The sequence below is a fragment of the Salibaculum halophilum genome (genome assembly GCF_002094885.1).
GTDB lineage: Bacteria > Pseudomonadota > Alphaproteobacteria > Rhodobacterales > Rhodobacteraceae > Salibaculum > Salibaculum halophilum.
This window is the reverse complement of sequence record NZ_MSIT01000007.1, coordinates 131,919-145,760: the sequence shown is the minus strand read 5'-3', so window position 1 is coordinate 145,760 and position 13,842 is coordinate 131,919. Positions and strand designations below refer to the sequence as shown.

Here is a 13,842-nt window from a genome sequence, read left to right as displayed (position 1 = left end):
TGCCCCGGACGATGCGCCGGGAAACGGGGGAATGGCAATGATGGACGTGACCTTGTTCGGGGCCGGGGTCTTTGGGCTGTCGGTGGCCTGGTGCTGTGCCCGGCGCGGGGCCGCGGTGCGCGTGATCGACCCCGGCGGCGTCGGCGCCGGGGCCTCGGGCGGGATCGTGGGCGCGCTGGCCCCGCATGTGCCCGAACAGTGGAACGACAAGAAAGCCTTCCAGCTGGAAAGCCTGCTGATGGCCGAAGGGTTCTGGGACGAGGTCGCGCAGGCCGGCGGCCTGTCGCCCGGCTATGCCCGCACCGGCCGTTGGCAGCCCGTGGCGGATGCCGAGGCCCTCGCCCGTGCCCGCACGCGCGCCGAGGGTGCGGCGCAGCTCTGGCAGGGGCGCGCGACGTGGCAGGTGATCGACAGCCCCGGCGGCGACTGGGCGCCGGCCGCGCCCACCGGGCACCTGATCCACGACACGCTGACGGCGCGGCTGCACCCCGGGCAGGCCTGCGCGGCGCTGGCCACGGCCATCCGCGCAAAAGGCGGCGAGATCGTGTCCGAGGGCCGGGCCGAGGGCCAGGTCGTCCACGCCACCGGCTGGCGGGGGCTGGAGGAGATGACCACCCGACACAGCCGCCTCGTCGGGGCCGGGATCAAGGGGCAGGCGGTCCTGCTGGCCCATGACGCGGCCGCCCTGCCGCAGCTGTTCGTGGACGGGCTGCACATCGTGCCTCATGCCGATGGCACCGTTGCCGTCGGATCGACGACCGAGCGCGACTTCGACAGCCCGGACGCAACCGACGCGCACTGCGACGCCCTTCTGGCCAGCGCCCGCGCGGCCGTGCCCGCGTTGGCCGAGGTCCCCGAGGTTCGCCGCTGGGCCGGGGTGCGCCCGCGCAGCCGGACGCGCGCGCCGATGCTGGGGCGGCATCCGTTCCGTCATGGTGAATTCGTGGCCAACGGCGGCTTCAAGATCGGCTTCGGCATGGCCCCGCTGGCGGGCGAGGTCATGGCCGACCGTGTGCTGGAGGGCCGCGACCGAATCCCGGCCGCCTTCGACCCGCGCGCCAGCCTCTAGCCGCGCGCCATGGCCCGCAGCTGGTCCATCAGCTCGGTCAGCATCCGCACCGAGGCTTCGTTGACCAGTTCGCCGTTCTCGTCGAAGGCCTCGCCGCTGCCCGCGATCAGCACCTCCGGCCCCGGGATCACCATGGGCCGGAACGGGTTCAGGCAGAGCCGCAGCGAGGACTGCGACCGTTCGCCGCCCGCCCGGCCGGCCGTGGCTGACATGATGGCCACCGGCTTGTCGCGCCAGGGGCTTCCCTTGGTGCGGCTGATCCAGTCCAGCGCGTTCTTCATCACCCCCGACAGCGCCTTGTTGTATTCCGGGCAGGAAATGATGACGGCCTCGGCCCCGGCGATCCGGTCGGACAGGGTCTGCACGGTCTCGGGCAGGCCCTGCGCTTCGACATCGCCGTTGTAAAGCGGCAGATCCAGGTCGCCCTCGACGAAGTCGGCGGGGGCATAGATCCGGGCAGCCGCGCGCATCAGCTTGGTGTTGGTCGAGGCCGCGCGCAGGGAGCCGGACAGGCCGAGCAGGTAGGACATGGTGAGTTCCCTCTTGAATTGGTTTGAGCGGGACATAGGCGCCTGGCACCGGCTTGCCACCCCGCGCGGCGTGCCACATGGTTGTGCGCAAACGCGAAGGAGACGGTATGACACGACACGGCGGTCAGATCCTTGTCGATCAGCTTCAGCGGCTGGGGGTGCGGCGGGTGTTCTCGGTGCCCGGTGAGAGTTTCCTCGCCGCGCTCGACGGGCTGCACGACAGCGGCATCGCCAACATCGTCTGCCGCCACGAGGGCGGGGCCGCCATGATGGCCGAGGCCCATGGCAAGATGACCGGCCAGCCGGGGACCTGTTTCGTCACCCGCGGGCCGGGGGCCACCAACGCCAGCGCGGGGGTTCACGTCGCGCGGCAGGACAGCACGCCGATGGTGCTGTTCGTCGGCCAGGTCGCCCGCGCCCATCGCGACCGAGAGGCCTTTCAGGAGGTCGACTATCGCGCCATGTTCGGGGGGCTCGCCAAGTGGGTGGCCGAGGTCGAGCAGACCGAACGCCTGCCCGAATACATCGCCCGGGCCTTTTGCGTGGCCGTCAGCGGGCGGCCCGGCCCCGTGGTGCTGGCCCTGCCCGAGGACATGCTGTCGGCCCGGGTCGCCCGGCCCGCGATCCGCGCGCCGCTGGTGGAACTTGCCGCACCCCACGCCGGCGCGGCCGAGGAGGCGCTGGACTGGCTTGCCCGCGCCGAGCGGCCGTTGGTGGTGGTCGGCGGGCCGCACTGGTCGAAAGACGCGGCGCAGGACCTGGCGATGTTTGCCGAAACCCAGGGTCTTCCTGTGGCGCTGGGTTTTCGGCGGCAGGACTACCTCGACAATCGCCACCCGTGCTATGCCGGCGACTTGAGCGTCGGCATGAACCCAGGCTTGGCCGAGCGCGTCAAGGCGGCGGATGCCCTACTGGTCATCGGCTCGCCGCTTGGCGATATCGAAACGCGCGGCTACACGCTGATCGACCCCGCCGATCCGCATTGCCGGATCTGCCATGTCCACTCAGACCCGGGCGAGCCGGGCCGGGTCTATCCGCCCGAGCTAGCGGTCACCGCCGATGCGGTCACCTTCACCCGGGCGCTGGCACACTTGCCCGCATGCGGGCGGGACTGGTCGGACTGGACCCGCGCGGCGCGGGCCGATTACGCGGCCTGGGTGGCGCCGCAGGAAACCCCCGGCGCGGTCAAGCTCGAAGAGGTCGTGCGCTGGCTGTCCGACACCCTGCCCGAGGATGCGATCCTGACCAACGGCGCAGGCAACTACGCCGCCTGGCTGCACCGCTATTTCTGCTACAAGCGGCACGGCACGCAACTCGCGCCGACCAGCGGCTCGATGGGCTACGGGTTTCCGGCGGCGGTCTCGGCGGCGCTTGAGCATCCGGACCGGACGGTTGTCTGTTTCGCCGGCGACGGCTGTTTCCAGATGACGCTGACCGAGATGTCGACGGCCGTGCAGCACGGAGCGGCGCCCATCGTCGTCGTGGTCAACAACGGCCGCTATGGCACGATCCGCATGCACCAGGAAAAGCAGTACCCGGGCCGCGTCTCGGGCACCGACTTGGCCAACCCCGACTTTGCCGCGCTGGCCCAAGCCTATGGCGGTCATGGCGAGGTCGTGACAAAAACCGCGGATTTCCCGGCTGCCTTTGCGCGATCCCGGGCCGCCGGAACCCTGGCGGTGATCGAACTGCAGGTCGATGCCGAGGCGCTGTCGACAACCACGCGGTTGTCCGACCTGGCGCCGGGGGCCTGACCGGCCGGCCCGGCACTGCGCCCGACTCAACGCAAGACCGGGCGCACCGCGTGGCGCGCCCGGCCCAGCCCAATAGGCGGGTATATTACTCGGCCGGCACGGCCTGCCCCTCGGCGGGCTGGCGGAAGTGGCGCCGGTTGAGGTGAAAGACCAGGGCGATCATGGCCACCTGGAAGGCGATGGCGACACCGCTGAAGGCCCAGTAGGCGACACCGAACTTGGCGATCAGGCCGGCACCGACAAGACCCTTGTTGATCCAGAAGTGGGTCATGACCGACAGGGCGACACCGGGGCAGACCAGGGCGTAGGCGCCGGGCGAGTTGCCGTCACCGCGCAGATAGGCATCGGCGTAGCCCTGGCGGCGCAGCACCAGCAGGCCGAGCGCGACGAAGACACCCTGCACGGCCAGGATCATGGTCGTCATCATCAGGTTGTCGGCCGGGGCGCCCGTGGCCTCGAAGGTGGTGTGCAGGCCGTGGTTCTGGCGCAGCATCATGATGCCCAGCACGGTCAGGATCGGCACGACGACCATCAGGGTCGGGGCGCTTTCCCTGGCGGTGCCGTGGTGCAGCATGGAGTTGAAGGCCAGCACGGCGGCGACAACGGCATAGAGCGCGGCGATGGTGCCCACGGTGATCGACAGGATCAGCGAAACGCCGACGGTCAGCGGCACGGTGCTCATGGCGGCGGGGGCGGCCAGGCCGACGGCGACCATCGACAGCGCGAAGGCGGGCAGAAGCTGGGCGAAGGAATTGTTCGCGGTCACGTCGAAGACCCCGCCATCGGACAGCACGCGGCCCAGGAAGGCCCCGATGCGGCGGAAGGCGATCCAGCCGATCAGCGTGAAGGCGACCAGCGCCAGCGGGAAGAGGTATTCGACGACACCCCAGAGGCCGGGCACGAAGACGAGGCCGAGGATGAACATGGCGTTCACCGTCATCGCCAGCGCCAGCGGCATGGCCAGCAGCGTGGTCTCGGCGTTGGAATTGACCAGCTTGTCGAATTTCTCGGTTTTCGAGAAGCCCGACAGCTGGCTCAGGTTCCAGACCAGAAGCTTGATGTTGAGGAAGGCGAAGCCTGCGATGCCGGTCACGGCCACCCCGATCGCGGCCTTGAGCGGCAGCCCGCCGGACTGGAAGGCGGCCATGATGTTCTCGAAGACGGGGACGGGCTGGCCGGGGTGCGGGACCCAGAACATCAGGTACATGAAGAAGGTGACGGCAAGGCCACCGGCCCCCAGCGAGGCGAGGAAGTAGAGCGGCGAATAGGTATCCGCCGGGCGGTGCGGTGTTCGGGACATGGGTGCCTCCTGATACATGGCAAAATCTTGATATGTCTGAACATGGGGTAGCGGGACACGTATGTCAATAATGAAATGTGTTTCACCGACGCGCGGCTGACGCGGGCGAGCACAAGATCAATATGTTGTGGATAATCGCGCGATATCACCCATATCGGTGCGTCCCGCGTTGACAGCCGTGGAAAGCGCGGCCCACGATATCCACCAGACAGGAATCAGACCGAGCAGCCCGCCCATGCGGTTCACCCGCCTCCGACTCAACGGCTTCAAGAGCTTCGTCGACCCCACCGACCTGGTGATCGGCGACGGGCTGACCGGGGTTGTCGGGCCCAACGGCTGTGGCAAGTCCAACCTTCTGGAAGCGCTGCGCTGGGTCATGGGCGAGAACCGGCCCACCGCGATGCGCGGCGGCGGCATGGAGGACGTGATCTTTGCCGGGGCGGCCACGCGGCCGGCGCGCAACCATGCCGAGGTCTCGCTGCATCTGGACAATTCCGATCGGCTGGCGCCCGCGGCCTTCAATGACCGCGACGAGCTGGACATCCTGCGCCGGATCACCCGCGACGCGGGCAGCGCCTACAAGGTCGGCGGCAAGGACGTGCGCGCGCGCGACGTGCAGATGCTGTTTGCCGATGCCTCGACAGGGGCGCATTCACCCGCGCTGGTCCGGCAGGGCCAGATCAGCGAGTTGATCAACGCCAAGCCCAAGGCCCGGCGGCGCGTCCTCGAGGAGGCGGCGGGCATTTCCGGCCTCTACCAGCGGCGTCACGAGGCGGAATTGAAGCTCAAGGGCTCGGAAAGCAACCTCGCCCGCGTCGATGACGTGATCGAGCAGCTGGCCGGCCAGCTGCAGCAACTGGCGCGGCAAGCGAAACAGGCCGCCCGCTACCGCGCCATCGGCGCGGACCTGCGCCGGGCCGAGGGGCTCTTGCTGTATCGCCGCTGGCAAGAGGCCGATCAGGCCCGCGCCGAGGCCGAGGCGGCCCTGACGGAAACGACTCGCGAGGCCGGACAGGCCGAGACAGCGGCCCGCAACGCGGCCCGGCGCCGCGCCGAAGCCGAAGAGGCCCTGCCGCCCCTGCGGGAGGAAGAGTCCATCGCCGCGGCTGTCCTGCAGCGCTTGCAGGTGCAGCGCGACACGCTCAACGACCAGGAAGCCCGCGCGAAACAGACGATCGAGACCCTGACGGCCCGGATCGACCAGCTGACCCGTGACATCGACCGCGAGGCCGGGCTGAACCGCGACGCGGACGAGACCATCGAACAGCTGGAGTGGGAGGCCCGGGAGCTGGACAAGGCGGGCGAAGGCCACGCCGCCAAGCTGGACACAGCACAGGCCGAGGCGCATGACGCCGCGCAGGTGCTGCAGGACCGCGAGACCGACCTGAGCCAGTTGACCGAGGACGTGGCCCGGCTGGCCGCGCGGCACCAATCGGCCAATCGCCTGATCGAGGACAACCGCAAGACCCTCGAAAAGGCCGAGTCCGAGGCGGCCCGCGCCAAGGCCGCACGCGCGGACGCGCAGGCGGCGCTCGAGACGGCCGCGTCGGATCATGCCGCCGCGCAAGAGGCCGAAACCACCGCCCGCGCCACGGCCGACCGGGCCGAACAGGTTTTGGCCGAGGCCGAGACCGCCCGCAGCGAGACCCAGACCCGCGAGGCCGATGCCCGCGCCCAGAGATCCGAGGCCGAGGGCGAGGCCAACGCGCTGCGCGCCGAGGTGGCCGCCCTGGCCAAGATGGTCGACCGCGACGCCGAGGAAGGCGCGCAGATCCTCGATCAGCTGCGCGTCGAGGGCGGCTATGAAAAGGCGCTCGGCGCGGCCCTGTCCGACGACCTGCGCGCGCCCGCGGTCGAGGATGCGGAAAGCTCGGGCTGGGTTGCGCTACCGGGGTATGCCCACCCACAGGCCCTGCCCGCGGGCGTCATGGCGCTGACCAATTTCGTGTCGGTTCCACCGGTCCTGGTGCGCCGGATGGGGCAGGTCGGGCTGGTGGAGGCGGCCGAGGGTGCGCGTCTGCAAAACGACCTGCTGCCGGGCCAGCGGCTCGTCAGCCTCGACGGCGATCTTTGGCGCTGGGACGGGTTTCGGTCGGCGGCGGAAGACGCGCCCTCGGCGGCCGCGCTGCGCCTGCAACAGCTCAACCGGCTCGTGGAACTCAAGCGCGACCTGGAAGAGGCCAACGCCAAGGCCCATGGCGCGCGCCTGGCCCACGATAACCTGACCGAACGAATGGCCGACCTGACCGAAGCGGAACGCAGCGCCCGCGAGGCGCGCCGTGCCGCGGATGCGCAGGTGGCCGAGGCCGCCCGCGCCCTGAGCCGGGCCGAGGCGGACCGCAACCTCGCCGAGGGCAAGCTGGAAAGCTCGGGCTTTGCCGTGACGCGCAACGCGGACGAGGCAAAGGCGGCGCGCAAGGCCCTGGCCGAGGCCGAGGCCGCGTTGACGACCCTTGGCGATCTGGATGCCGCCCGCGCCCGGGTCGAGGATGTCAAGATGACGGTCGAGGCGGCGCGCATGACCATGATGACCAAGCGCGCGGCCCATGACGAACTGCGCCGCGAGGGCGAGGCGCGCCTCAAGCGCCGCCAGGAGGTCACCAAGGAGATCTCGGGCTGGAAACACCGGCTGGAGACGGCGGCGAAACGGTCGGCCGAGCTGGAAGAGCGGCGCGCGGCCAGCACGGAAGAATTGCAGGCCGCGCAATCGGCCCCTGCCGAGATCGCGGCCCAGCGCGCGGCCCTCGCCGATGAGATCACGGCCGCCGAGGACCGGCGCAAGGCCGCCGCCGATGCGCTGGCGGCCGGCGAGACTGCTCTGCGCGAGGCCGGCCTGGCCGAACGCGACGCCGAGCGCACCGCCGGAGAGGCCCGCGAGGCCCGCGCCCGCGCCGAGGCGCGCGCCGAGGCCGCGCGGGAAACCGTCGATCAAGCGTCAGACCGCATCATGGAGGCGCAGGAGGTCACGCCGGACACCCTTCTGGACCGGCTGGAAACCGACCCGGCGGACATGCCCGATGCCGAGAAGATCGAGGCGGATGTCACCCGCCTGCGCCGCCAACGCGACGCGCTGGGGGCGGTGAACCTGCGCGCCGAGGAGGATGCCCGCGAGGTTCAGGAGGAACACGACTCGCTGCTGCGGGAAAAGACCGACCTGGAAGAGGCGATCCGCGCGCTGCGGTCCGGCATCGCCAGCCTCAACAAGGAGGGCCGCGAACGGCTGCTGACCGCCTTCGAGCAGGTCAACGAGAATTTCGGGATGCTGTTCAAGCACCTGTTTGCCGGCGGCGAGGCCAAGCTGGTCATGGTCGAAAGCGACGATCCGCTGGACGCGGGCCTCGAGATCATGTGCCAACCGCCGGGCAAGAAGCTCTCGACGCTCAGCCTTCTGTCGGGTGGCGAGCAGACACTGACCGCGCTGGCGCTGATCTTTGCCGTATTCCTGGCCAACCCGGCGCCGATCTGCGTGCTCGACGAGGTGGACGCGCCGCTCGACGACGCCAACGTGGGTCGGTTCTGCGACCTGCTGGACGAGATGTGCCGCCGCACCGACACGCGTTTTCTGATCATCACGCACCATGCGGTCACCATGAGCCGGATGGACCGCCTGTTCGGCGTGACCATGCAGGAACAGGGGGTCAGCCAGCTGGTGTCGGTCGATCTGAAGGCGGCCGAAAAGATGGTCGCCTGACAGCGACATTGCCGATTTCGCCATCGGCCCGGGTGGCCAACCTGTTGAAAGCGCGCGATCAGAGGCGCTTGCGCGCCGTGACCGGCCCATCCCCCTGCGCCGCGATCCGCGAGACGGCCATGCCGAGTGGTTCAAGGGTCACGGCCATGTCATGGACAGTCGCGTGGATCAGGGTCTGGCTGTCCACCGCGAACGCGACATGGCCGGCCCAGAAGACCAGATCGCCGCGCTGCACGGGATCGTCCGGCGCGACCGGCGCGCCCAATTCGGCCTCCTGCAGGTCGCTGTCGCCGGGGCAGGGCCGCCCGCAGGCGTGCAGCGCAACTTGCACCAGCCCGGAACAGTCGATCCCGAACGACGAATTCGCCCCCCAGAGGTAGGGCGTGCCGAGGTAGCGTTCGGCCACCGCCACGGGGTCGGTTTCCAGTGTATCGGCAAGGTGCGCGGTCGGCACCCAGCCCAGTTCGGTGCGGGTGAACCGGCCCTCGACCTCGGCGGCGGCGACGATGGCCATGTGCGGCAGCGCCAGCCGCTCGGACGCCTTGAAGTCCGGCGCGGCATAGACATGGGTCTGCCGGGCGCCGATCCAGTCCAGCGCCGCGCCGCGGTCGCTGGCCGGGGCGAGGCCGGACTCGGGCACCCAGCCCACGTATTCGGCCAGCGCGGCGATGCCGAAGGCCTGGCCGTCGCGCCGCTCCAGCACCTCGAAGCCCTCGCCATAGCGCAACTGCCTGTCGCGCGGCCCGCCCGGTGACAGGCTCAGGTCCAGGACCGGCGTGGCGACATGGCAGGGCGGTTCTGGGTCGGCGGGGGCACGGTCGGGATAGTCCGCGGCCAGCCAGCGGGCGACGACGCGGTCGTTGACCGGGGTCAGGCGCGGGTCGCTCACGACGACAGCACCCCCGGCAGGGCCTGCAACAGGGCGCGCGCGCCCTGCCCTACGCCGCCCTTGGGCCGGGCCGGGGCCGGGGCGGGTTGCCAGCCGTAGATGTCGAAATGCGTGTAGGGGGCGGCCTCGACGAAACGGCGCAGGAACAACGCCGCGGTGATCGACCCGGCGAAACCGCCCGCGGGCGCGTTGTCGAGATCGGCGATCCCCGGCTCGATCATGGCCTCGTAGGGGTCATGGAAGGGCATCTGCCAGACCGGGTCGCCCACCTGAGCCCCGGCGCGCGGCAGTGCCTCGGCCATGGCATCGTCGGTGGTGTAGAAAGGTGCGATGTCGGGCCCCACGGCGGCGCGCGCCGCACCTGTCAGCGTGGCGAAGGACACGATCCGGTCCGGGGCCTCCTCGTCGGCGAGGGCCAGCGCATCGGCCAGCACCAGCCGCCCCTCGGCATCGGTGTTGTTGATCTCGACCGTCAGGCCCTTGCGGCTGGTCAGGATGTCACCGGGGCGGAACGCGTCGCCGGAAACCGCGTTTTCCACTGCCGGGATCAGCACGCGCAGCTGCATCTCCAGGCCCAGCGCCATGATCATCCGCGCCAGGCCCAGCACGGTGGCCGCGCCGCCCATGTCCTTTTTCATCAGCGCCATGGACCCGCCGGGTTTGAGGTTCAGCCCGCCGGTGTCGAAGATCACGCCCTTGCCCACCAGCGTCAGCCGCGGCCCGGTGTCGCCCCAGCGCAGGTCGATCAGGCGCGGGGCGCGGGCGGCGGCCCGGCCGACGGTATGAATCAGCGGCAGGTTGCGCGTCAGCAGGTCCGCGCCCTCGGTGATCTCGACCGCGGCGCCGTGATCCTCGGCCAGCCGCGTGGCGGCCGCGGCAAGCTCCTGCGGGCCCATGTCGTTGGCGGGCGTGTTGATCAGGTCGCGGGTCAGACCCTCGCCCGCGGCGATGGCCTCGAGCCGCGCGGCATCGACCCCGGCGGGCGCGGCGAAGCGCGGCCCGTCCTCGGACGCGGCCCGGTACCGGTCGAAGCGGTAGCCGGTCAACAGCAGGGCGAGCGCCGCCTCGTCCAGCGCGGCGCCGTCCAGCGTGGATTCGAGGTGATAATTCCCCGCCGGCAGGCCGGCGGCGGCCTCGGCCAGGGCCATGCGCTTGCGCCGCCGCTGATCGGCGCTTCCCAGCCCGGCGAAGGCACATGCGATCCTGCCCGCCTCGTCCGGCGCCAGGTGCAGTTCCCCGACCCGACCGGCAAAGCCGGTCGCGCGCAGCCAGGCGGCCCGGGGCGCGGGCAGGCTGTCCAGGTGCGCCTCCAGGTCCTCGGCGGCGACGGCATGCAGGGGAATGGTCGGCGTCTCGGGCGACAGGAATTTCATGACACGGGACCTTTGCGACTGTCGTGTCCCGGCAGCCTAGTGCATGGGGCGCCCGCTGCAACCGATCACGAGATCGGGCGGGTCAGGCCGATCTCGTCCAGCGTGGCGGTCAGCAGGCGCATCAGCCTTGACAGGGTCGCCGCCAGGGCCGGTTCGTCACCGACAACATGGCAATGGTGAGCATCGGCCCCGACCCGCGCGACCTGCCGCATGCCGATCCGGTCGGCCAGAGCCACGATGGCATGCAACCGGCTGTCCAGCCGCTCGGGTTCGGCCAGCCGGTAATCGTCCTCGAGCCGGCGCAGGTGGCGGCCGAGGTCGGTCACGCAGACCGCGATGAAATCCTCGGTCCGCCGGATGTCCGCGACGTCCTGCGTCTCGCCCACCACGTGCAGGCACTGGTCATGTTGTCCCGCCTCGCGCGGAACCAGTCTTATGATCTGCATTTTCCCCGTTCCCCGCGACACGTCGCAAGGCCCTTGTTCCGTCACCACTCGCGGCAGCGTGGCGCGAAACGGTTTCCAAGGCGGTAACGGGGCGGCACCACGCAACGGCGTTTTCCCTCGAAATTGCAGCGAATTGGGCCTATGCCCGAGACCCCGGACCGGAGGTCGACAGCACCACGCCCAGCCTTTGGCCCGACGACCGTGTCAATCGCGACCATGTCGGCCTGAAAGGCTGTTGCGAGCGAGCACGCTGTCGTGCCGCGATCCGCAGACCGGGGAATTCGCCCCGCCATGATCGATAGCGGTTGCCCCCGCGGAAATTCGATCCTAAGCACCGGCAACCTGCGACAACCGGGGGGGCCAATGGCTGACATCCTATCTCTTGCCGCCGACAACCTTCTGTCCCCCGTCATCCTGTCCTTCATCCTCGGCGTTTCCGCGGCCCTTGCCCGGTCCGACCTTTCGGTGCCCGAGGCCGTTGCCAAGGGGCTGTCGATCTACCTGCTCTTCGCGATCGGGTTCAAGGGCGGGGCCAGCGTGGCCAGCCACGGGGTGGACGCCACGCTGGTCGCGACCCTCGCGGCCGGGCTGGTCCTGTCGGCCGGCCTGCCCATGATCGCCTTCAACCTGCTGAAGATCATGACGAAGATGTCGCGCACGGATGCGGCCGCGGTGGCCGGGCACTACGGCTCGATCTCGATCGTGACCTTCGTCGCCGCCACATCGGTGCTGCAAGGGCGCGGCATCTCGTCCGAGGGTTACATGGTTGCCGTCGCCGCCGTGATGGAGGCCCCGGCCATCCTCTCGGCGCTCTGGCTGATCTCGACCGGCGGCACCGAGAAACGCATGGACGGGGCGCTTTTGCGCGAAATCCTGCTGAACGGCTCCATCGTGCTGCTGATTGGCGCGTTCGTCATCGGCGTGGTGACGGGCGAGGAGGGACTGGCCAGCATTTCGAGCTTCATCGTGGCGCCCTTTACCGGCGTCCTGTGCCTGTTCCTGCTGGACATGGGTCTGGTCGCGGGGCGGGGCCTGCGCGACGTGCGTGGTGTGCTGGGCGGCGGCGCCATCGCCTTTGGCATGCTGATGCCGGTGATCGGCAGCCTGGCCGGGCTGGCGGCGGCGCTGCTGATCGGGCTGAGCACCGGCGGGGCCGTCCTGCTCATGGTGCTGTCGGCCTCGGCCAGCTACATCGCGGTGCCCGCGGCCATGCGCGTGGCCCTGCCCGAGGCGAACCCATCCATCTACCTGACCCTGTCGCTGGGCATAACCTTTCCCTTCAACCTGACGGTCGGCATCCCGCTTTACGTGACGCTGGCCCGGCTGGTCACCGGAGGCTGACATGCAGACCCACAAGGCAAAGCGCGTCGTCATCACCATCGAGGCGATCATGCAGAAGCGGCTGACCGACACCATCGAGGAGGCCGGGGTGACGGGCTATTCCATCCTGCCGGTATTGGGCGGGTCGGGCCGCTCGGGCGCATGGACGCGCGAGGGCCAGGTCGGCCGCGCCAGCGGCATGGTGCAGGTGGTCTGCATCATCCGGCCCGAGCGCCTCGACGACCTTCTGGACGCCGCCTTCGACGTGGTCGAAACGCACATCGGGGTGGTCACCATCACCGACGTGGAGGTCCTGCGGGCGGAACGGTTCTGAAACGGAAAGGACCCGCCGAAACCGGCGGGCCCTGCAACGGCTGTGTGGGGGCGTCGCTCAGCCCTTCTTGAGCACCCGCACGCCCAGTGTCTCGGCGATCTGGACGGCGTTGAGGGCGGCGCCCTTGCGCAGGTTGTCGCTGACGCACCAGAAGTTCAGGCCGTTGTCGATGGTACTGTCCTGGCGGATGCGGCTGATGAAGGTGGCGAAGTCGCCGACGCATTCGACGGGCGTGACATAGCCGCCGTCCTCGCGCTTGTCGACGACCATGAGGCCAGGCGCCTCGCGCAGGATGTCGCGCGCCTCGTCATCGTCGAGAAAATCCTCGGTCTCGATGTTGATCGACTCGGCGTGGCCGACAAAGACAGGCACGCGCACGCAGGTCGCCGTGACCTTGATCGAGGGATCGACGATCTTCTTGGTTTCGGCCACCATCTTCCACTCTTCCTTGGTGGACCCGTCATCGAGGAAGACATCGATATGCGGGATCACGTTGAAGGCGATCTGCTTGGGATAAACGCTCGGCTCGACCTCCTGGCCGGGGACGTAGACCCCCTTTGTTTGGTTCCACAGCTCGTCGATGGCATCCTTTCCAGACCCGGACACCGACTGGTAGGTGCTGACAACGACACGCTTGATCCCGGCGCGGTCGTGCAGCGGCTTGAGTGCGACGACCATCTGCGCGGTCGAACAGTTCGGGTTGGCGATGATGTTCTTCTTGGCGTAGCCGTCGACCGCCTGCGGGTTCACCTCGGGCACAACCAACGGCACATCGGGATCGTAGCGGTAGAGCGACGAATTGTCGATCACCACGCAGCCCGCGGCGGCGGCCTTGGGCGCGTAGGTCTTGGTCGCGTCCGACCCGATGGCGAAAAGCGCCATGTCGAAGCCGGTGAAATCGAAGGCGTCAAGGTCCTTCGTCTTGAGCGTCTCGTCGCCATAACTGACCTCGGTGCCCAGCGAGCGGCGGCTGGCCAGCGCGACGACCTCGTCAGCCGGAAACTGGCGCTCGGCCAGGATGTTGAGCATTTCCCGGCCCACGTTGCCCGTGGCCCCGACGACGGCGACTTTGTAGCCCATTGGCTTCGGCTCCCGATTAGAAATCGTACGCCTGATAACGCTGCACGGCAGAAATT

The 13,842-nt window shown here is 69.5% G+C and carries 11 protein-coding genes; 5 read left to right on the top strand and 6 right to left on the bottom strand.

The features are described 5' to 3' along the window. Nucleotides 1–31 precede the first annotated feature (31 nt). On the top strand, nt 32–1,069 hold the full coding sequence (locus tag BU124_RS06305; protein WP_084861783.1) for an NAD(P)/FAD-dependent oxidoreductase: 1,038 nt from the start codon (nt 32–34) through the stop codon (nt 1,067–1,069). Here BU124_RS06305 and BU124_RS06300 read toward each other — a convergent pair. Beyond that, nucleotides 1,066–1,599: an NADPH-dependent FMN reductase gene (locus BU124_RS06300; protein ID WP_084861781.1), complete on the bottom strand. Its 534-nt coding sequence runs from the start codon at nt 1,597–1,599 to the stop codon at nt 1,066–1,068. The two genes, BU124_RS06305 and BU124_RS06300, sit on opposite strands and share 4 nt — an antisense overlap. Nucleotides 1,600–1,706: 107 nt before the next feature. Here BU124_RS06300 and BU124_RS06295 point away from each other — a divergent pair, with 107 nt between their 5' ends. Beyond that, nucleotides 1,707–3,353, top strand: coding sequence for a thiamine pyrophosphate-binding protein (locus BU124_RS06295; protein ID WP_084861779.1), 1,647 nt, complete (start codon nt 1,707–1,709; stop codon nt 3,351–3,353). 85 nt (nt 3,354–3,438) lie between these two features. On the opposite strand, the gene BU124_RS06290 is transcribed toward BU124_RS06295, so the two are convergent. Then, complete coding sequence (locus BU124_RS06290; protein WP_084861975.1) at nt 3,439–4,653, bottom strand: TsoY family (seleno)protein; 1,215 nt, start codon at nt 4,651–4,653, stop codon at nt 3,439–3,441. A 235-nt stretch (nt 4,654–4,888) separates the two neighbouring features. On the opposite strand from BU124_RS06290, the gene smc reads away from it, so the two are divergent. Further along, nucleotides 4,889–8,344 (top strand): chromosome segregation protein SMC, encoded by a 3,456-nt coding sequence (gene smc, locus BU124_RS06285; protein WP_084861777.1) that lies wholly within the window; start codon nt 4,889–4,891, stop codon nt 8,342–8,344. A gap of 58 nt (nt 8,345–8,402) precedes the next feature. On the opposite strand, the gene BU124_RS06280 is transcribed toward smc, so the two are convergent. The 3 genes from BU124_RS06280 to BU124_RS06270 all read right to left on the bottom strand — a co-directional run bounded on the left by BU124_RS06280 (nt 8,403) and on the right by BU124_RS06270 (nt 11,052). Then, the gene (locus BU124_RS06280; protein ID WP_084861775.1) at nt 8,403–9,233 is read right to left on the bottom strand and encodes a C40 family peptidase; all 831 of its coding nucleotides are present in this window, start codon (nt 9,231–9,233) and stop codon (nt 8,403–8,405) included. Next, nucleotides 9,230–10,606: a leucyl aminopeptidase family protein gene (locus BU124_RS06275; protein ID WP_084861773.1), complete on the bottom strand. Its 1,377-nt coding sequence runs from the start codon at nt 10,604–10,606 to the stop codon at nt 9,230–9,232. Before BU124_RS06275 ends, BU124_RS06280 begins: the two co-directional genes overlap by 4 nt. Nucleotides 10,607–10,671: 65 nt before the next feature. Beyond that, nucleotides 10,672–11,052: a hypothetical protein gene (locus BU124_RS06270; RefSeq protein WP_084861770.1), complete on the bottom strand. Its 381-nt coding sequence runs from the start codon at nt 11,050–11,052 to the stop codon at nt 10,672–10,674. 363 nt (nt 11,053–11,415) lie between these two features. Here BU124_RS06270 and BU124_RS06265 point away from each other — a divergent pair, with 363 nt between their 5' ends. Together BU124_RS06265 and BU124_RS06260 are read left to right on the top strand one after the other, a co-directional pair. Further along, nucleotides 11,416–12,393: a sodium-dependent bicarbonate transport family permease gene (locus tag BU124_RS06265; RefSeq protein WP_084861768.1), complete on the top strand. Its 978-nt coding sequence runs from the start codon at nt 11,416–11,418 to the stop codon at nt 12,391–12,393. A 1-nt stretch (nt 12,394) separates the two neighbouring features. Next, nucleotides 12,395–12,706, top strand: coding sequence for a P-II family nitrogen regulator (locus BU124_RS06260; protein WP_084861766.1), 312 nt, complete (start codon nt 12,395–12,397; stop codon nt 12,704–12,706). A gap of 57 nt (nt 12,707–12,763) precedes the next feature. On the opposite strand, the gene BU124_RS06255 is transcribed toward BU124_RS06260, so the two are convergent. Beyond that, the gene (locus tag BU124_RS06255) at nt 12,764–13,786 is read right to left on the bottom strand and encodes an aspartate-semialdehyde dehydrogenase (protein ID WP_084861764.1); all 1,023 of its coding nucleotides are present in this window, start codon (nt 13,784–13,786) and stop codon (nt 12,764–12,766) included. Between the last annotated feature and the right edge of the window lie 56 nt (nt 13,787–13,842).